Origin of the sequence: Secundilactobacillus collinoides DSM 20515 = JCM 1123 (assembly GCF_001435975.1) — a bacterium.
Taxonomy (GTDB): Bacteria; Bacillota; Bacilli; order Lactobacillales; family Lactobacillaceae; genus Secundilactobacillus; species Secundilactobacillus collinoides.
In genome coordinates, this window is record NZ_AYYR01000023.1 from 49,265 (window position 1) to 69,188 (window position 19,924).

19 protein-coding genes are annotated in these 19,924 nt (G+C 47.5%); 12 read left to right on the forward strand and 7 right to left on the reverse strand.

All coding sequences use genetic code 11. The features are described 5' to 3' along the window. The first annotated feature begins 610 nt into the window (after positions 1 to 610). Entirely contained in the window at positions 611 to 2,449 is a 1,839-nt protein-coding gene (gene lepA, locus FC82_RS05410) for a translation elongation factor 4 (RefSeq protein WP_054762052.1), read from the forward strand. 946 nt (positions 2,450 to 3,395) lie between these two features. Here lepA and galU read toward each other — a convergent pair. Beyond that, complete coding sequence (galU, locus tag FC82_RS05415) at positions 3,396 to 4,370, reverse strand: UTP--glucose-1-phosphate uridylyltransferase GalU (RefSeq protein WP_082620212.1); 975 nt, start codon at positions 4,368 to 4,370, stop codon at positions 3,396 to 3,398. Positions 4,371 to 4,753: 383 nt separating this feature from the next. Between galU and FC82_RS05420 the strand changes: the two genes are divergently transcribed. Further along, complete coding sequence (locus FC82_RS05420; RefSeq protein ID WP_054762054.1) at positions 4,754 to 5,173, forward strand: MerR family transcriptional regulator; 420 nt, start codon at positions 4,754 to 4,756, stop codon at positions 5,171 to 5,173. A gap of 31 nt (positions 5,174 to 5,204) precedes the next feature. Here the strand turns inward: FC82_RS05420 and FC82_RS05425 are convergent, their stop codons facing one another. The 3 genes from FC82_RS05425 to FC82_RS05435 form a co-directional block, all read right to left on the reverse strand. Continuing rightward, positions 5,205 to 6,053 (reverse strand): SDR family NAD(P)-dependent oxidoreductase, encoded by an 849-nt coding sequence (locus FC82_RS05425; RefSeq protein ID WP_056996418.1) that lies wholly within the window; start codon positions 6,051 to 6,053, stop codon positions 5,205 to 5,207. 135 nt (positions 6,054 to 6,188) lie between these two features. Then, positions 6,189 to 6,470, reverse strand: coding sequence for a hypothetical protein (locus tag FC82_RS05430; RefSeq protein ID WP_056996419.1), 282 nt, complete (start codon positions 6,468 to 6,470; stop codon positions 6,189 to 6,191). A 294-nt stretch (positions 6,471 to 6,764) separates the two neighbouring features. Further along, positions 6,765 to 7,529, reverse strand: a complete 765-nt coding sequence (locus FC82_RS05435) for an SGNH/GDSL hydrolase family protein (RefSeq protein WP_054762057.1) — start codon at positions 7,527 to 7,529, stop codon at positions 6,765 to 6,767. Positions 7,530 to 7,690: 161 nt separating this feature from the next. On the opposite strand from FC82_RS05435, the gene FC82_RS16445 reads away from it, so the two are divergent. Further along, on the forward strand, positions 7,691 to 8,140 hold the full coding sequence (locus tag FC82_RS16445; RefSeq protein WP_082620214.1) for a MerR family transcriptional regulator: 450 nt from the start codon (positions 7,691 to 7,693) through the stop codon (positions 8,138 to 8,140). 49 nt (positions 8,141 to 8,189) lie between these two features. Here the strand turns inward: FC82_RS16445 and FC82_RS05445 are convergent, their stop codons facing one another. Beyond that, entirely contained in the window at positions 8,190 to 8,936 is a 747-nt protein-coding gene (locus FC82_RS05445) for a sulfite exporter TauE/SafE family protein (RefSeq protein ID WP_010078387.1), read from the reverse strand. A 175-nt stretch (positions 8,937 to 9,111) separates the two neighbouring features. Here FC82_RS05445 and FC82_RS05450 point away from each other — a divergent pair, with 175 nt between their 5' ends. Further along, on the forward strand, positions 9,112 to 9,696 hold the full coding sequence (locus FC82_RS05450) for a TetR/AcrR family transcriptional regulator (protein WP_056996420.1): 585 nt from the start codon (positions 9,112 to 9,114) through the stop codon (positions 9,694 to 9,696). Between the two features lie 147 nt (positions 9,697 to 9,843). Here the strand turns inward: FC82_RS05450 and FC82_RS05455 are convergent, their stop codons facing one another. Both FC82_RS05455 and FC82_RS05460 read right to left on the reverse strand, forming a co-directional pair. Beyond that, complete coding sequence (locus tag FC82_RS05455) at positions 9,844 to 10,902, reverse strand: baeRF6 domain-containing protein (RefSeq protein ID WP_056996421.1); 1,059 nt, start codon at positions 10,900 to 10,902, stop codon at positions 9,844 to 9,846. A 96-nt stretch (positions 10,903 to 10,998) separates the two neighbouring features. Next, entirely contained in the window at positions 10,999 to 11,907 is a 909-nt protein-coding gene (locus FC82_RS05460; protein WP_056996422.1) for a magnesium transporter CorA family protein, read from the reverse strand. A gap of 390 nt (positions 11,908 to 12,297) precedes the next feature. Here FC82_RS05460 and FC82_RS05465 point away from each other — a divergent pair, with 390 nt between their 5' ends. The 8 genes from FC82_RS05465 (at position 12,298) to FC82_RS05500 (ending at position 19,888) form a co-directional block, all read left to right on the forward strand. Beyond that, on the forward strand, positions 12,298 to 12,648 hold the full coding sequence (locus tag FC82_RS05465) for a hypothetical protein (protein WP_054762065.1): 351 nt from the start codon (positions 12,298 to 12,300) through the stop codon (positions 12,646 to 12,648). A gap of 250 nt (positions 12,649 to 12,898) precedes the next feature. After that, positions 12,899 to 13,546 carry a DNA-3-methyladenine glycosylase gene (locus FC82_RS05470; protein ID WP_056996423.1) on the forward strand — a complete coding sequence of 216 codons (648 nt, stop codon included), beginning with the start codon at positions 12,899 to 12,901 and terminating at the stop codon, positions 13,544 to 13,546. A gap of 5 nt (positions 13,547 to 13,551) precedes the next feature. Next, positions 13,552 to 14,511, forward strand: a complete 960-nt coding sequence (gene prmA / locus FC82_RS05475) for a 50S ribosomal protein L11 methyltransferase (protein WP_056996424.1) — start codon at positions 13,552 to 13,554, stop codon at positions 14,509 to 14,511. After that, entirely contained in the window at positions 14,511 to 15,254 is a 744-nt protein-coding gene (locus FC82_RS05480) for a 16S rRNA (uracil(1498)-N(3))-methyltransferase (RefSeq protein ID WP_056996425.1), read from the forward strand. The genes prmA and FC82_RS05480 overlap by 1 nt, the downstream gene beginning before the upstream one ends. Positions 15,255 to 16,048: 794 nt before the next feature. Continuing rightward, entirely contained in the window at positions 16,049 to 16,369 is a 321-nt protein-coding gene (locus tag FC82_RS05485) for a hypothetical protein (protein ID WP_056996426.1), read from the forward strand. A 24-nt stretch (positions 16,370 to 16,393) separates the two neighbouring features. Further along, positions 16,394 to 18,631, forward strand: coding sequence for a RelA/SpoT family protein (locus FC82_RS05490; RefSeq protein WP_056996427.1), 2,238 nt, complete (start codon positions 16,394 to 16,396; stop codon positions 18,629 to 18,631). Between the two features lie 30 nt (positions 18,632 to 18,661). Beyond that, a complete protein-coding gene (gene dtd, locus FC82_RS05495) occupies positions 18,662 to 19,108 on the forward strand; it encodes a D-aminoacyl-tRNA deacylase (RefSeq protein WP_054762627.1) in 447 nt (148 codons plus the stop codon). Between the two features lie 135 nt (positions 19,109 to 19,243). Then, the gene (locus tag FC82_RS05500) at positions 19,244 to 19,888 is read left to right on the forward strand and encodes an HAD-IA family hydrolase (RefSeq protein WP_054762629.1); all 645 of its coding nucleotides are present in this window, start codon (positions 19,244 to 19,246) and stop codon (positions 19,886 to 19,888) included. Positions 19,889 to 19,924 lie beyond the last annotated feature (36 nt).

Here is a 19,924-nt window from a genome sequence, read left to right on the forward strand (position 1 = left end):
GGAAGTTGCTTATGCAGGAGCCTCCTGCCTTCTGGAACACGTTTCCGCTACAGATGGGGCAACCGCCGAGGCCAAAACCACAGTGCAAAAAAAGCTGTGATTAGTTTGGATTTGGTGTCGGAAGTTGCTTATGCAGGAGCCTCCTGCCTTCTGGAACACGTTTCCGCTATAGATGGGGCAACAGCCGAGGTCAAAACCACAGCGTAACAATAACGCTGTGATTATCCAAACCAACGCCTACCCTCAGCACACTGATTATCGAATTTTCCAAAAATTGTCTCAGTTAAATAGTGAAACGACCATTAAGGCCATAGTAGAGACTCCATTTCATTTTATTGAAATGGGGTCTCTCTTGTATTACTGAAAATCGTTGGAACGGTTGCATAAGAGGACACGTCTGTCACTTGCCGGCCACTTTCTTCAAGATTCATCAACATTTAGTTACCTATTTGAGATTCATAGGCCAGTATAGATAACCAAGCAGCAACGCGCACCACAAAACTAAGACTTGCGTAACCTCTCCAAAATGTTTGTCTAACCCCCCTCCAAGTTGGTATAATAGACTGATTAACGAAACGAGCTTAACTGAGAAAGTAGGGACTTAATAAATATGGATCTTGAACAAATGAAGGAGCACCAACAGTACATCCGGAACTTTTCCATCGTGGCCCACATTGATCACGGTAAATCAACGCTGGCGGACCGGATTTTGGAACTGACGGATACTGTTGCGAAGCGCGACATGCAAGATCAACTGCTGGATAACATGGATCTTGAGCGGGAACGCGGCATTACGATCAAACTTAACGCCGTGGAATTGCAGTATCAAGCAAAAGATGGGCACACCTATGAGTTTCACCTCATTGACACACCAGGACACGTGGACTTCTCTTACGAGGTCTCACGAAGCCTAGCAGCCTGTGAAGGCGCCGTCCTGGTGGTTGATGCTGCTCAGGGTGTGGAAGCACAAACGTTGGCCAACGTTTATTTGGCCTTGGATGACGACCTTGAGATTTTGCCAGTCATCAATAAAATTGATTTGCCGTCAGCAGACCCGGAGCGGGTTCGTCAAGAAATTGAGGATGTTATCGGGATCGATGCGTCTGAAGCTGTGTTGGCAAGTGCCAAGCAGGGTATCGGCATTCAAGACCTGCTGGAACAGATCGTGCATAAGGTACCGGCACCAAGCGGCGATTTGACCGCGCCATTGCGTGCACTGGTCTTTGATTCAATTTATGATGATTACCGTGGCGTTGTGCTGAGTGTCCGTGTGTTCGAAGGGACGGTTAAACCCGGAGATAAGATCAAACTGATGAACAGCGGTTCAGAATACGAAGTCACTGAAGTTGGGGTGAACTCACCAAAGCCGCTGAAGCGAGACATGCTGATGGCGGGCGAAGTTGGGTACATCACGGCCAGCATCAAGGATATTACTGATACGCGTGTGGGTGATACGGTCACTGGCGCAGCAAACCCTGCCAAGGAAGCTTTACCGGGTTACCGTGAGATGGCGCCCATGGTTTATGCTGGGCTTTACCCAACGGACAACGCAAAGTATGGCGATTTGCGAGAAGCATTGGAAAAATTAAAATTAAACGATGCGGCTTTGGAATTCGAACCAGAAACGTCACAGGCGCTGGGTTTTGGTTTCCGGGCCGGGTTCTTAGGCATGCTGCACATGGATGTTGTGCAGGAACGTTTGGAACGCGAATTTGACTTGGATCTGATCACCACTGCGCCATCGGTGACCTACCATGCTAATTTGACGGATGGGACGCAAAAAGAAGTTGAAAACCCGTCCGAAATGCCGGAAGTGTCGTCCATTAAAAATATCGAAGAACCTTACGTGAAGGCCACTATCATGACACCGAACGACTATGTCGGTCCAGTCATGGAACTGTGCCAACGCCGCCGGGGACAATTTATCACCATGGAATACTTGGATGATTATCGGGTCAACGTCATTTATGAAATGCCGCTGTCAGAAATTATTTTTGATTTCTTCGATAAGTTGAAATCCAGTACAAAAGGGTACGCTTCGCTGGATTACGAACTGGATGATTACCAACAAAGCGACTTGGTCAAGATCGATATTCTACTGAACGGCGACAAGGTCGATGCGCTGAGTTTTATTTCTCACAGAACTTTTGCTGAGAAACGGGGCCGGGACATTGTCACAAAACTAAAGGGAATCATCCCACGCCAAAACTTTGAAATTCCAATTCAAGCCGCGATCGGCGCCAAAATCATTGCTCGGACGAACATTCGTGCCTACCGGAAAGATGTTACCGCCAAGATCCATACCGGTGATCCGGACCGCCGTGCGAAGTTGCTGGATAAGCAAAAACGTGGTAAGGAACGGATGAAGTCGGTCGGAACGGTGGATGTGCCCCAGGAGGCGTTCATGGCTGTTCTGCAAACTGACGAAGAAGAAAATGGCGGTAAGTAATTTTTTACCTGTAACGAATGAGCACTTTAACGCAAAAAACACCTCAATAGTCGATTGGCTATGGGGTGTTTTTTGAGTATCATTTCAATTCTGTCGGTTTTGCGAACACGGGTGCTATAGGGCCTAGTGCTTAATTTAATGCGATGGGGTGGTAATTAAGCTGTCGCTCAAACGGCATCGTTAATGTTCTAACTAGGCGTTCGTTAACAGTCTTTTCCCATATATTTCCTTCCTAGTAGAAACTGCGATAACCAATGAAAGATGCTAAAATAGCACTCAGTTACAAGAATCGTAAACAAAAAAAGCAATCGAGAACAAATTCTCAATCGCTTTTGCAGTATTGACAGGTGTTATTAAACTTTTGTTTATTTCAAAACCAAGAAACGCTTGCGTTCGCGTTCAGTAGTCAACACAGGGAAAGTGAGCAAAAAAATGTACGGCTAGCGAACAGTGATTGGCACCAAATAGCCCACTCGTTACCTCTCCAGTGGTGATGCGAGGAATTTACTGAGTCATTGAGGTTGTTTTGAAGTCACTTGAGGGTAACTGCGCACGTTTAATTGGGAAACGTGCACAACAGGCATTTATGGCGTCTGGTCACTAGACTGATCATCAGACGGTTACAAGCGGAACCGATGTTTGGAAAACCACGAGACGCATCGCAACCAGTGATGGACGCACCGGTGATTCGCTCAAACCCTATTAGTGGGTTGGCGGCGACAGGTCATAAGCGAGTGGTGGTTTCAATGTGAACAACCGCTTGCAGCTACTGGTGATCAGTAACGCGTGTCACCGGGTCGGGGACAGAGTCGTCACTATGGGTTGGTCAGGTAAATCTGGTCGGCGCGGGGAGTGTGCGCAATCAGTCATGACCAGTGACAATGCTGTATCGTGACCACGGTTGATTCTTGGTGATGACACCACCTCCTTAATGGTGACAAATGAGTTACTGGTGAATACTAACGCTGATTTTTGGCCGTGCAGATTTCTTAACGGCAGCTGACAAATGCTTTTGCGGTACCGTTTGTGACTTTGCGGCATCTTCGGCGTCTAACAGGGTGGTCAACGTTTTCAGGTAGTTGCGCAGACCGTCGCGTGTTTCCGGATGACGCAAGCCAAACGCAATGTTGGTTTCCAGCCAACCGAGTTTGTTACCAACGTCGTAACGCTGCCCTTCAAAGCGGTGGGCGAAAACGCGCTGAGTTTGATTTAACCGGTCGATGGCATCGGTGAGCTGTAATTCGTTTCCCTTACCGATGGGGGTCTTTTCTAACGCGGTAAAGATCTCTGGTGTAAACAGATAACGGCCAATGATCGCCAGGTCTGATGGTGCATTTTCTGGTTGCGGTTTTTCTACGAACTGTTTGACTTGATAGAGGTCATCATTAACAGCAGTCAGGGGGTCGATGACACCGTACTTAGCCGTTTCTTCGTGGGGGACCTGCATCACGCCAAGTGTTGAGGCGCCGGTCTGCTGATAACTCATGATCAGCTGCTGGGTCAACGATGTCCGACCTTCGTTGAGGTCATCTCCCTGCATGACCATGAAGGGTTCGTTGCCGATGAAGTCTTTAGCGGTCAATACGGCATCACCCAGCCCGCGTGGATGCGACTGACGGATGAAGTAAAGGTTCATATCGGTGGTCTGCTGAACCAGTTCTAACATCTCTTCCTTATGGTTGGCGGAAAGGGCATCTTCCAATTCAGGATTGGCGTCAAAGTGGTCTTCAATCGACCGCTTATTCTTACCGATTACGATTACGATGTCCTCAATGCCAGCCTGGCGAGCTTCTTCCACGATGAATTGAATCGTTGGTTTGTCGACAATGGGTAACATTTCTTTCGCTAAGGCTTTGGTAGCAGGTAAGAAGCGGGTACCGAGTCCGGCAGCGGGAATAATTGCTTTGCGTACTTTTTTCATAAAAAACACTCCTATCTTAATGTCACGGTTATGGGGTTGATCGTGCACCGCTGAAATTGTGCAGTTCCGGTGATGGTTTAAGTGAACCATTGGGAAATGATACATTGTGGTCTGCGCCGGTCGTTACCGGTTATTGACGATGCATTTATTTTAGGGCAGGCGGCGGCCTGTAAAAAGCGAGGTTATCTAAACTGAAAATGAGTTTTTTTCATTGATGGTAGTCTTAATTACAACGGATACCGAAATAACAGGGTTCCAAAATGAAAAAATTTCAGAAAAGTTGGCGTTAGTGGGCATCATTTTTTTAAAATTGCGTTGACCCGATACAGAACTGGCTAAATGAATCACCACGTGCTATTCTAAGCATAATTGGAGGTGGCACTATGCCAGAATTAACAATGACACAAGTGAGCCAGCAGTTTGACATTTCAGCTCACACCTTGCGTTATTACGACAATAATCACCTGATTCCGGGTGTGATTCGCAACGCCCGCGGCCGGCGGGTTTTTACCGAAGATGCTCAGGGCTGGTTACGTTACATCCTTGCGTTTCGAAGTGTTGGGATGTCGATCAAGGAAATTCGACACTACGTTGACTTAACCAGTCAGGGGACAGACACCATAGATGAACGGTTGACGATGCTGGTTCATCAACAATCCGAAATTGATAAGCAGATTACCGATTTAAACGACAAAAAGAAATTGCTGCAGTGGAAGATTGATAATTACAGCGCAACGAAGGCTGAACTTACAAAGAAAACGAGTCTGAAAAACGAAGCAGCGCCATACCAGAATTGGGTATAGCGCTGCTTCTTTCACACGCAGTATATTGGGCCTAAAAATTACCCGTTGATTCTGTAAGTGCTGCGTTGTCGGCATCACTTTTTGCAAGTGCATCGGCGTGCGCTTTAGCGGATGCCTGAGCGTCCTTACCAAGCAACAGGTGGGTTGGCGCTTGCGGCATCTTAACTAGCGTCTCGATAGCTGCTGCAACCTTTTTTGGTTCACTGACGTAGCGGGGGTGCGTGTTATCATCAGGGGCATCCCAACCGTCGTGCACCAGTTTGATCCACTGCCCGACAGTTTCGGCGTATATGTCAGATGGTACGGCGGACATTGACTTGCCACCCCAATCTGTGCGCATGCCGCCGGGTTCCACAGTGGTGACCTGAATATTAAACGGCTTGACCTCTGACGCTACGACTTCAGTGAGTCCGTTGACCGCGAATTTAGCGCTTTGATAAGCACTCAGTCCGGGCCCGCCAACACGACCGCCGATGGAACTAATGTTGATGATGCGGCCAGCCCGCTGTTGACGCATGATGGGCAGCACAGCGCGAATGGTAAATAATGTGCCGTAAAAATCAGTATCCATTTGTGCTTTGAAATCTTCGGTGCGCATTTCCTCGGTCGCCGCCATCTGTGCGAACCCGGCGTTGTTGACTAGGACATCAATACTGCCAAAATGCTGGTAACCCGTTTGAATGACAGACGTGACTGCCTTTTCATCGGTCACGTCTAATTGCAACGGCAACAGGTGATCGCCGTACTGGGCGGTGGGATCCGCTAAGGAATCCGTATGGCGAGCGGTTGCAATTACGCTTGCACCAGAAGCCAGCGCCATTTCAGTGATTGCGCGCCCTAGACCTCGAGCACTGCCTGTAATAAACCAAATCTTTGTCATATCAAAGAACCTCCTGAATTTTGATTACGAGAGGTAGTATAGCTTATTAGAGTTGCTCTAAGTAAAGCAAAAACGGTTATTTATTTTAAAATTATTAATAAAAAAACCGCGACAATTGTCGCGGTTCATAACTGCTTATTTTGTTAAGAAACCCATCATCACATTGCTGTGATCGTTTTCGGCGGTGTCAGCTTGTGTTTCACCAAAGTCTTCGTAGTGGGGTGCGTTGACCAAGCCCTTTGAAGCTACTGGGTGTAAACGGATGTCCAAGCGGCTTAATTCCTGGTCCAATTCCTGCTTCAAATCTTGTAAGTTAGCGTAGTGGGCGGCAGCGTCGTCAGCACTAACGGGTTGCTTCAGTAAGCTTTTTGCGACGGCTAATTGTTCGTTGTAAGTTAATGTATCCTTTAAAGTCATGTTTGAATCCCCCTGATTACTATTATGATGAGCTTATTATAGCAGAGAAGTTTCAAAAAGATAGTCTTTTCTGAAAATATGAGCAAAAAAGCCCAATTTACATACCAATTTTCAATTATTTTAAGGCCACAAAAAGACAGATGTTCATTAAGCGACACTATTCAGTAGATTTAACGGTTCGTTTCAAATGCCAGTTTTGCAAATGATTTTCATTATCTATGAAAATTTTAAATGGTTTCAATTCAGTAGTGAACAGGCTATACTACGGGTGAACAGTGGCTATTAATTTAAAAGTCAGTTTTCGACAGCAAGTAATTGCGTCAATTTTTGCTCAAAAAGCGGCGTCCAAATTGTTTGGTAACCCAGCTGAGTTGGGTGCGCATCGTCAAACATGGCCATTGGACTGGCTGCCGTTAAAGATTTGACCACTGGATCGGCCCACAGGTCAAGAATGGTAAAGTGCCACTTTGCCTGTAAGATGTATAATTGCGCCACCAGCGCAGCGTAATCTACATCCGTTTTTCGTAAACAAGTATAGAAGATGATAGGTGCCTTAAAATGGTCACGAACATAACTGCAGATAAATTCGATGGCGCCGAGGGTGGTGTTTCGGTCAAAACCAGACTGTTGATCATCGGCTGTGATGGTGCCCAGAGCCTTATTTTGTCGGCCGTCGTTAGTGGATAACTGGACAACAAACGCATCGTACTGACTGGTCAGCGGGAAATCACTCACGAGCCGGCTGACGTAGGTCTTTGGTTCACTGCCGGCCAACGTGGTTCCGCTAATTGCGGATTTAGTTGTGATAACACCGTCTTCGGCGCTAAGGTAGTCTGCAAACGATTTGCCGTGGGCCGCGGCACCATAGGTGATCGATGAGCCAAGGTAGCCGACGTGTTTGCCAAACAGCGGCGAAGCGGGATTGAGTGTTACTTGGTCTGGACTATACTGTGGGGCGTTTCCCAACACGACCGCTTTTAGCGGACGCGGCGCAAAGTGTGCTGCTATGAGCCCCGCACTGGCGAGAGCCATACCTTTGATTAGTGGGTGAGTTGTCATTATCAAGACCTCTTTTGATTAATTTAGATCAAGTGTACTGCTAAATCTGGTAAGACTGTGTAAAAAAGACTAAATTGTACAAAAACCATGCAATCAAGTAGGCGCAACGTATCACACAATGTTATAATGCCCCTTGTAGAAAATAGACAGGAGTGAATTGAATGTCGTTTGGCGAAGAAACAAATCCCGGATTTGTAAAACGATTAAGAGACTTAGATATTTCAATGGGTATTAGTGAAACAAGCCGGGTGACCGAAGCCAGTACCACCCAGATTCGGTACTGGGAAAAACGCGGCTTGATCGAATCCGTTAGCCACGGCAAAGGTCAAAATAAGCGCTATAATCTGATAAATATCTCAACAATTCTGTACCTTAAAATGATGCTGGATAATGGTTACACCTTAAATAAGGCTGCAGAAATGGCTAAGGAACGGCTCGCAAATGTCGATATTATTCGGTTGTTTATCAGCAACCGGGTCAACAGCATCGCGCATGATGGTGATAGTACGATTTTGAACCTCGGTCCGCTGGAAAATGACAAGAAGTTTGACGTTATTGCGGATGTTAGCAACGACGATGTTGTTTTGAACAAGGAACCAAACGGTCAATAATAAATGCGATGAACGTCAGTCAGCTAAATGTTGGACTGACGTTTTTGTGTTACCAAATGGTTTTTATGCCCATCAATATCAGCAGGATGCCCATTATTGGTTTGAGTTTACCCCCAGCATTCTTAGAACCGCCAACAAAGCGGCTCATCACGTATGGGGCAATCGCGGCACCGATCAGTGCGCCGATCATGAGGCCGAGGCCAGCGTGCCAGTCGACTTGTCCGCCAGCGGTGTGGAAGATTGCGCCAACGATGGTCATCCCGACCAACACGTACGACGAGGTCGCAACGGCATTGACCATGTTCAGGCCGAGGATCAATAACCCGGCGAGGATGGGACCGCCGCCGCTGAGACCGGCAACCCCCACCATCAACCCGCTTAGGATGCCAAAGCTGCTGGCTTTAAGTCGACCGTGCGCCTGCAACTGAGTCGACCCCGTTTGTTTATTGCGCATGATGTTAAGTCCCAGTAAGACTAAGATAATGCCCACGACCCAGGTGTAGATTGATTCAGGGATATAGGGCGACAGTAATGATCCAACCACCACTGCGGGCAGTGCCGCGATCAACATTTGATTGCCTAGTTTGAAATTAATTGCCCGTTGCCGATAGTAGCCCAATGAGCCTAGAATAAGGGAAGGCAGCGCGGTGACCAGCGAGGTAGCGGTAGCGGCTGCAGGTGCGAGATGAAATACCGCAGTTAACACACCTAAATAAATGGCAGCACCGCCACCACCCATTGAAATGACGACAAACCCGACAATCAGGCCAATAAGTAAGAGTGATACAATCTCCAAGATAGAACTTCCTTTCAAACGAATAGGTCGGTACGGCCTATTCGGCGCCGTAGCAAGCCACCTTGACACAAACAAGGTGGCTATCAAACGACAATTAAATTTTGTTTTACGTTACAATATGTTATTATAGTTTACAACATGTAAATTGCAAGCAAAAAATATCGAGGTGATCCACATGTCACGCCAAATTTTATCAAAAGATCGCATTATTCAGGCTGCCGTTGCCATTATTGAAGCGGGTGGCACACCCACCTTTTCCACCATTTCCCGGCGGCTTGGAAGTCGTTCTCAGGCCCTGTATCCGTATTTCGCAAATCAAACCGAATTAAGTTTTGCGATTTTTGACTGGGTCGCCAGACAGTTGAATGATCAGATAAAAACAGAACTGTTTGGGTTAAGCGGTCGGGAGGGCCTCATTGCGCTGGCTGTTGCGATGCGGCGGGAAGGGCTGGCCCACGTGCGGCTGACTCAGTATCTACTCAGCATTCCGCGGGACACAGCGAATGCGGATATGCAACAGGGCACGGACTTGTTTCGCGACTTGCTGGACGGTATGATCCGGCCTGTTTTTCAGCACTCACGGGTGCGGCTGATTGCCGCGCGTTGGTTACGTGACCTCATCGTCGGCGATGTGGTCAACATTGGTGCGGGGTGGTTTATTGATCAGGAAATTTCTGCAGATGACAGCTTCGAATTAGCCCTGACAGCTAGTTTGGACAGGCTTACACTGGAAGACCAGCAAGACACACAGGACGTTTAAGAGCTTCAGTCCGTTGAGCTGGCCTGATAAGACCACTTTATCGGCAAAATAAAGCCCCATCTAACCTGCCGACTTGGCAGGTTAGATGGGGCTTTTAATACCTTTTGATTATCTGGCGCAGTTTGATGCTGACGCCGGTTTCAACGCTTAGTAGGTTACCGCACTCACAGGTGCCATTTCGGGTGCCTGGTCACGTAGGACAATAATCTGATCATTCTTAGCGAGCGCTTCGGAAATCACGCCGTTGATGGCATCGTATTCCTCACGTTCGGTGGGTTCAATGTGGTGTTGCGCATTGATGACCAGTTGTTGAATACGATTTTCCATCAAAGCGGTACGAATCTGGGCCATCTCAGTCAGCAGACGGTGGGTATCCAAGCCGGCTACATCACGGGACGTGGCGTCCTTTTCGTGGTCGGTAATGGTCTTACCAGCCAGTGAACCTAATTCCTTTGGCGACAGGTCAGTCACCGAACGACGGATGCTGATATCAGCCAAGTTCAAACGATTGCCTGCCACTTGGGTAAACAGGGTCAGGTTTTGCGGTAACCCCATTAACACGATCGGCCGGTTGTCTAACTTAGGATCAGCGGCTAAGAAATCAACGATGATCCGGTAATAACGCTCTTGGTCAATATCCTTTTCACGACTCGTTTCATTGTGGCCATGGTATTGGCTTTGACCAGGTGTAGCTTTGTAATTTAAGCTGCCGCCGCGTTTCTCCGTGCCTAACGCATCGGTCAAATTACCTGGTGAATCCGGCAATTTCAGAGTAGTTAATTGCTGTTCTTCTAAACTGTATACGCTGAAGTCGGTTTGCTCCAGCTGCAACAGGTAGTAGTCCTGGTTTGGGGCTTCTTTTAAAATCGATAACAGGTCGGGACCACCCGCAACACTCAGATGGACGGTCTGGACACTGTTTCGCGGCAGGTAAAGAATTTCGTCACCATCTAAGTTGGCGAAAATGCTGAGTCCGCGGTAGGGCAACCCCTGATCAAACAGGTGGTTGATCTGTGCTACGATCTCATCACCTGGAATTTCAGTCGAGACCGTGGTCAGATTATGGATCTCCTGCAGCGCATTCTTTAATTTCAACTGCTCGGTTTCTTGATAATTGAGTTTATCAAGGTTCACACTCAAAGTTAGTACAGAAGCTTCAGGTCGTTTCAAAGTTGCGAGTTCTTTTAGCGTCACCATTTTTGCCATACACATGCACTCCTTTTTATGTCGTTAACTAGATTATACCCGTTAATTGTGACGAGAGTGTGAAGATTTGTCGAAAACGATTTCATTATTGCTAAATTAGGGTTTATGGTGAAATTTAATGGTCAGCAGAAGCCAAACAATTGCGGCCAAAGACAGACCGACCACAAAGAGCCAAGCATCGTGCAGACCGGCCAGAGGTAACTTGACGTTCATCCCGTAAAAGCCAGTCACGATGGTGGGCACGGCCATCGTCAGCGACCAGATGGTCAGAAACCGCATCGTGTCATTCAAGTTATTATTAATGATAGAATCAAACGTGTTGATGATCCGATCCACCACTTGCGACTCGTTTTCAATCATTCGCCGTACCTGATCAGCTTCAATGGCAACATCTTCCAGCTGATCGCGTTCATAGCTTGAGTTATTGACGCCAAAGTAGGTCCGGGGGATGCGGACAAATAGGTCGCTGTTAGATTCTACTCCGCTAAAGAAGAACGTAAGCGTTTGACCGAGATTTGACAAATCGACAAGCATGTTGTTTTTGGGGTCGCGATTCAGCTGTTTATCCAGTTGATTCCGTTGTTTTGTGACCTGCTTGATGATGGGAATATAGCTGTCGATGAAAGCGAACAGTGCCTCCAGAATAAAACTGGCGGGGGTGGTCACTTCGTCGTCCACGAACGCTTTCTCCAGGGCTTCATCGATAAAGTCCAAGTTACTGTCATTAAAGGTGAAAATGCGGCCCCGATGAATCAAAAAGCCAACGGGACGGGCGATATAGCGCATTTTTTCACCCTTTAACCGGTACGGTACAAGGGCAATCAGCAGCTGCTGGTTGTTTTCTGGATCGTAAACGTAATTAGCACTTTCATCTTTATCAGTCACGTAAGTAATGATATCGTCGGTGATGCCGTAATCATCCATCAGCTGCTGCTGTTCTGGCACGGTGATGGCTGATGTGGCGATCCATTCAAAATTACCGAGTTGTTTTGCGGGTTTGATCACAATTTAGATCCTCCTAGGGCCTTATTTTTATCAGGCTGTTGTTGAGCCGGCCCGAAGACCTGCTTATTATTTAAATACGAAAAAGGGGCTACAACTTCTTCTTAGGCATATACCTCACCGTCATGGCACTGGCTGAAAACGAGTGTTATTGACAAAAAAACGGGCGGTTTTAAAGAAATTTCCGCTTATTTAATGATAATTTCATCTTAGTTGAAAACGAGTGATTATTCAATAAAGACAGGCTAAACAAAATAGTTGACAAATGGGCATTTTTTCACTAACATGTTAATTTTAGAACTACTTAAAACTGTCTTTTATTTTATGAAGACTTTTGTTGGATATGGTATTATTATACTTAGAAGATAGTGCTTACATTTTAATCGTTGGGAGGTGGTTACCGTGCTAAATAGAACTAAACAGTACTTAAAAGACCGTAACTATCATTATCAAAAGTCCTATATCAGACCGCTGATGACGCCGGAATCTGTTTACGTGTTTAAGTTTGGTCGCGAGGCATTAAATAATCGGGTAATCATTCGATACAGTCACACATGGACTGGTCGTCAACGGATTAATGAGATTGATCTGCGCTTGCACAAGCAAAAGCACCCCCGCATTTTCCGCACTGAAAGTGAATTATTAGATTACCTTGAATCACGACTACCTCAGCGTGAAAAGAAGGAAGCCGACAAAGAAGAGCGGCGCGAGCATCAAAACGAGCAAACAGACGCATCCAAGTGAGGGTGCGTTTTTTTGTAGCGTGCAAAAATCAGGTCAGCGCCTTTCCCCGTGAAGCACTATCAGTCTCATGAACATGGCCGGCAGCAAAGGCATGCTTTTAACAAAGCATCATAAAGGCCACAAGCACTCATAGCAAAACGGGCATGAAACGGTTCACAAGAAGCCTCGGATTCAGTATCTGGAGCCAGACACCCAAGGTTCCAAATCCCAGTACCCATTGCCATTTAAACGCGTCAGGAGATGACCAACAATCAGTCCAGAACTAACCCAATTTTTTAAATCTGCACCAACCCCAGAGCTCGCAAAACAACTTCTCGGCTGTCGTATTCGCTATGAAACACCAGCGGGCGAACTGTCTGGGTTCATCGTTGAGACCGAGGCCTACGTCGGGCCGAAGGATGCGGCAGCTCACGCATTTGCTGGCCGGCGCACCCACCGCAATGAAGCCCTCTATGGCGAACCCGGCACGATTTACATGTTTCAGTCGCGTCAGTATGTTTTGCTGAATTTCATTACCCAAGCGGCGGAGGTGCCTGAAGGTATTTTAATTCGCGGGGTGCAGCCTGAAAACGGGCTTGACCTCATGTACCAGAATCGCGCGGTAAAGGGGCCGTCACTCACAAATGGTCCCGGTAAACTGACTCAGGCATTTGGGATGACCTTAGCTCTAAATCAAAAGGGATTAAACGAGGATGCCTTATCGTTAGAATTGCCCGCGGCTGCATACCCGAAACAAATTGCGACCAGTGCCCGGATTGGCGTTCCCAACAAGGGCGAGTGGACGGATGCACCGTTGCGCTATTTTGTGGCCGGAAACCCCTATGTTTCAAAAATAACGAAAAAAACGATTGATACAGAAACGCTTGGCTGGCGGGTTGATCCCGCAGAAAGGAATTAAGACTTATGGATTGGACCGAACTCTCCGTTACAACGACTAGCGAGGCTGTGGAAGCTGTCTCGAACATTTTGATGACCCACGGCGCCACCGGCGTGCAGATCGATGACGTTAAGGATTTTGACAAACTGCGCGACGGCAATTGGGAACAGGAAGGCAAGATCATCAATGTTGATGAAATACCTCACCAAACGACCGGTGCGAAGGTCAGCGCCTACTTCCCAGAAACTATTTTTGTGCCCGAAATCGTGCCCGAAATTACCCAGCAGGTACAAGGACTTACCAAGTTTGGATTGGCGGTAGAACCAGCAAAAGTAGAAACGACCGCAGTTGATGAAACAAACTGGGCAACGGCTTGGAAGAAGTATTATCATCCCGTTCAGGTCACGCGTTTTCTTACGGTTGTCCCTAGTTGGGAGAAGTATGAGCCAGAATCTAAAGATGAGCGCTTGATCGTGCTTGACCCAGGAATGGCGTTTGGGACGGGTACTCACCCAACCACCAGATTATCACTGGAAGCCTTGGAAATGGTTATTCACGGCGGTGAACGGCTGATTGATGTCGGCACGGGTTCTGGTGTTTTGAGTATTGCCGCAAAACAGCTCGGTGTCGGTGATGTGCGCGCGTATGATCTGGATCAGGTAGCCGTAGATTCCGCGCAGAAAAACCTCGATTTGAACCCGGTCGCAAAGGATGTTCAAGTTGCTGCCAATAACCTGCTGACCGGTATTTCAGGCGAAGCTGACATCATTGTTGCCAATATTTTAGCTGAGATCATCATGCCGCTGATTCCGCAAGCGTGGAATCTGCTGCCAGTGCATGGTTACTTTGTGACTTCCGGTATCATTGCTGAGAAGGCCGATGATGTGCTTGTCGCCCAACGGCATCAAGGGTTTAAAATCGTCCAAACATTGAAGATGGGTGACTGGTACGGTGTGATTGCTCAAAAGCCGGGGGCGGATGACTAATGCAACGGTATTTTATTGATGAGACCTTAAAAGTTGGAGAAACTTTTGAATTGGACACGACAGTCAGCAAGCATTGGCGCCAGGTACTCCGGGCCGAACCGGGTGCGCAGGCCGAGTTCGTTGACCAGGCTGAGCACTTGTTTCTGGGCCAGCTTGGTGAGGGTAACCACACGAAGATCCTTAAAACACTGCCTGCGACCGTTGAGTTACCGGTTGACGTCACAATCTTATCCGGTTTGCCGAAACAGGATAAAGCAGAATGGATCGTTCAAAAGGCGACCGAACTAGGCGCTCATAAGATTGTGTTTTTTGGCGGTGACTGGTCCGTAGCCCGCTGGCAGGATAACAAAGTGACCAAAAAATTGGCGCGTTTGCAAAAAATTGCGCACGGAGCTAGTGAGCAATCGCACCGGACACATGTGCCGGTCGTGCAGTTTTCACCATCTCTAAAGGCGGCCCTGCAGGCACTGGACTATGACAAACTGTTGGTGGCCTATGAAGAGGTAGCTAAGCAGGGGGAACAAGCCCAGCTCACTCAAACACTGTCAGAGATGAAGCCTGGTCAAAAGCTCGTGGCCGTTTTTGGACCAGAAGGCGGCATCTCGCCAGCTGAGATTGAAATCTTGAAGGCCAATGATGGCGTGATAGCTGGTTTGGGACCGCGAATCTTGCGAACCGAAACGGCGCCGCTGTATTTGCTGGCAGCGGCTTCCACGGTTTGGGAGCTGCAGGGGACATTATGATCGGTTGGATATGATTTCTATTGCGTTGTTGAAGCATTGACTTTGGTCGGTGCTTTTTTTGATTTTGGGGACGAGAGATTGTTTTCGATTTGGAGGCTTTCTTTTTGTGCTTTGTATAATGGGATAAAGCCTTGGGTTCAGTTGTGTGTTGATTTCATAGTGCTTTGACTTGTTTAGCAAGGATAGACCGCGTTCCATGCTCAAAACGCCTTATTTTATAATCTTACTTTTTCTAAAGGCCCGGTCTTCATAGGCGCTCTGCTAATTTGGCGTCGAAACGTGTTCCACAAGGCAAGGGGCTCCTGCGTAAGGGACTTCGACCCAAAAAGTCAGGCCCGGACTTTTCGGGTCAAAGACCCATATGCTCCGCCCTCAAAACGCCTTGCTTCACACTCTTACGACTCTGTTACTTTTTCCAAAGGCCCGGTCTTCATAGGTGCTCTGCTAATTTGGCGTCGAAACGTGTTCCGCAAGGCAAGGGGCTCCTGCGTAAGGGACTTCGACCCAAAAAGTCAGGCCCGGACTTTTCGGGTCAAAGACCCTTACGCTCCGCCCCTTAAACGCCTTGCTTCACACTCTGCAAATTCTTAATTTTTCCAGCATTGAACCGCCCAAACTTATAGCGTAGAATGAGTACTAATATTGTAACGAAACGGGCTGTTTCCTTCGGGGGTTTTCTTTGAAGTATCTGAATAAACCAGTTAAAATAGGGGATTGAGATCCTGTTTTATCGGATTTATTGGCTCGAACCGGCGCAACATACACTAAGATAAGAGAGTGGAAGTCTGATGGGAATGTTTTTAAAACGAATTGGTTGGCCTTACTGGGTAATTAGCCTGATTTTAGGGGTCGTTATCCCTTACTTGTTGGAAAAAATCATATCGTTAGGAGCAATGGTACATCTTGGCATTATCTTTGGCATCGTGTATCCAATACTAGCCGGCCTTATTGGCTGGTATGTCAAACGGCATGACGAGTCGGTGTGGGTGATTTGGATCTTACCAGTCATCTTCGCTGTGGGACTCTACTTTGTTGGTCCGCTTCATGCAACCTACTTTGCGCCAGTGTATCTCTGTGTTGCGTACCTGACTTACGGGTTAAGTGCAGCAAACTAATAGTTTTTAAGGGGAAATGCTTAAATGCCAAAAGAACAGACATGGACGGCAGATAGTGTGATTGCTGCCGTTTCTTCATATATGAATAAGGATCATGTCGCCATCGTTGAGCGTGCTTATCGCTTTGCTGCCGTGGCCCACCGTGATCAGCAACGGCAGTCGGGCGAAGCCTATATCATGCACCCGATTCAGGTCGCCGGTATTTTAGCGAACTTGAAAATGGGCCCAACCACCGTGGCTTCTGGGTTTCTTCACGATATTGTTGAGGATACCGGTGTCACGTTAGACGATGTGCGGGAGTTATTTGGTGACGATATCGCGATGATCGTTGACGGTGTCACCAAACTTGGAAAAATTAAATACAAATCAAACAAGGAACGATTGGCAGAAAATCACCGGAAATTACTGTTGGCGATGTCAAAGGACATTCGGGTGATGATCGTCAAACTAGCTGATAGGCTGCACAACATGCGCACATTACAGCATTTACGGCCAGATAAACAGCGTCGGATCGCTAACGAAACGCTGGAAATCTATGCGCCATTGGCCGACCGGTTAGGGATCAGTACGATTAAATGGGAACTGGAAGATATCTCCCTGCGTTACTTGAATCCGCAGCAGTATTATCGTATCGTGCATTTGATGAACTCACGGCGGGATCAACGGGAAGCCTACATTGCTGAAGCTATTGGCGACATTAAATCCGCCATCAGCGACCTTGATCTTGACACGGAAATTTATGGCCGGCCGAAGCATATTTATTCTATTTACCGGAAGATGCGCGACCAGCACAAGCAGTTTAGCCAGATCTATGATTTATTGGCAATTCGGGTGATTGTGCATACGATTAAGGATTGTTACGCTGTTTTAGGTGCCATTCATACGCAGTGGAAGCCAATGCCTGGCCGGTTTAAGGACTACATCGCAATGCCAAAGGCCAACATGTACCAGTCGCTGCATACCACGGTCATTGGTCCTGAAGGCCGCCCGTTGGAGGTTCAAATTCGAACTGAAGAAATGCATCGCGTGGCTGAATATGGGGTTGCGGCGCACTGGGCATACAAAGAAGGTATGACTGACAAAGTCGAGACCACAAACACCGGGAATAAACTCAATTGGTTCAAGGAAATTATTGAACTTCAGGAAGAAACTGATGACGCCTCCGATTTCATGGATAGTGTCAAGGGTGAACTGTTTGGTGACCACGTGTATGCCTTCACACCAAAGGGTGACGTGCTGGAACTGCCGAAGGGTGCCGGCCCGCTGGACATGGCCTATCAAATTCACACCGATATCGGGAACCACACAACTGGCGCGACCGTTAACGGTAAAATCGTGCCGCTGGATTACGAAGTTAAAAATGGCGACATTGTCGATATTAAAACGTCTGCGAACTCTGCGGGTCCTAATCGTGACTGGCTTAAACTGGTTTCGACACGTCGGGCACGGAATAAAATTAAACAATTTTTCCGGCAAAAAGACCGTGAACAAAACGTTTCTGATGGCCAAGATATTATTGCCCGTCAACTGCGCGAAAAGAAGTTTGATCCGCGAGAAATCATGACCAAAGAAAATTTGGCCAAGGTGGTTGGTCGTTTACATTACCAACACGTCGATGATTTATACGCAGCGGTTGGGTTTGGCGACTTGCAGCCCGTTGGGGTAGTGAACCGACTGACGGAAGACGTTCGTCACGAACGGGAAGAAGCTCGCCAACGGCAGGAAGAACGCGAACTGCTGGAGGAACACCAGTCGATCAAAAACGACACGCAGGAGACCGACACACAACGTAAACGGAAACAAAAGGCTTCCGAGGGCGTCATTATCGAGGGTGTTGATAACCTGCTGGTGCGGTTGAGTCACTGTTGTTCACCAGTACCAGGCGACCAGATCGTCGGCTATATCACAAAGGGCCGCGGTGTTTCCGTTCACCGCAAAGACTGTCCTAACGTGGCCCACGCTGAAGCAAATGGCGAGCGGTTGATTGATGTGCACTGGGAGAATCCGAATGAAACCACGTCAATGTATAACGCTGATTTGGAAGTTCAGGGATATAACCGGAACGGTCTGTTAAACGAAGTGCTGCGTATCGTGAACAACACGACTAAACAAGTAAACCTGGTTAACGGGAAGGTCGACCATAACAAGATGGTCATCATCTCCATTTCACTGGGAATACGGAATGTGGCGCAACTGCAGCGGCTCATTGATAACATCAAAAATGTTCAAGACGTTTACGTGGTGAAACGGCCGTTTAGATAAGCCTGTCACCATCGTTGGAGGGAAACTATAGTGCGAGTTGTATTACAGCGGGTAAGTTCAGCTTCAGTCAGTATTGATGAGAAACAGGTCGGCGCCATTAACCAGGGATATATGTTGCTGGTGGGCGCTGAAGACACCGATGGTGCTGAGGAGATCGATTACCTTGTTCGAAAAATCAGTCGGCTGCGTGTCTTTTCTGATGATGCGGGTAAGATGAACCTGTCCATTCAAGACATTCACGGATCAATTCTTTCTGTGTCACAGTTTACACTCTATGCCGACACTAAAAAGGGCAATCGCCCAAGTTTTGTGAAGGCGGGTAACCCAGATCACGCTGATAAGATCTACCAGCAGTTTAATACTCAGCTGAAGCAGGAAGGTATTCCTGTTGAGACGGGTGAGTTTGGTGCTGATATGCAGGTTAGTTTAGTGAATGATGGACCGGTTACGATTGTGTTTGATACGGATAATAAATAGCGGAACAGAGAGATCAATGGTTCTTTTCAAGTGCCTGACCCTGTGAAGCGGATATTGATAATGCAATACCGAAAAAACGGATAGCAGCGCACACAGGCTACTATCCGTTTTGTGCGTATTAAAAAGGAGAAAACCATGCAACGACATACATTTTTCTGGGATTTTGATGGGACCTTGTTCGACACGTATCCGATTATGGTTCAAGCGTTCATGCAGGCGCTATTGAAACAGCGCGTGTCGGAATATGAATTAGACGAAGTTGAAATATACGAAGTGATGCGCCAACACTCGCTGGGAACGGCGTTATCACAGTTCAGTGCGCAATTTTCAATCGATAAAGGTCAGTTAGAACGGGATTATCGTGCTATCGAGCCGACGATGATCGATGCAGCGCAACCGTTTGACGGCATGGTGGTACTGCTGCAAGCCATTCATGATGCTGGTGGTCTGCATCTTCTGCTGACACACCGCGACAAGAGTTCATTGAAACTGTTGGAAACGGCCGGGATCAAATCGCTGTTTGAGGATTTTGTGACAAAGGAGCAGCCCTTTGAACGGAAACCTAATCCTGGGTCGTTGAATTATCTGATTGAGAAAAACAACGTGGACCGTGCAACGGCCATCATGGTGGGCGACCGGACTTTAGATATTGATGCTGGCCATAACGCTGGCATCGCGGGCGCGTTATTTGATCCGCACCGGGTCATCAACGCGGCCGCCAGCCATCCAGAAATCGATGTGACGGATATTCAAGCCCTAAGCAAAGCATTATTGGCATAAACAAAAACGTTTGAGCATTTTTGCCCAAACGTTTTT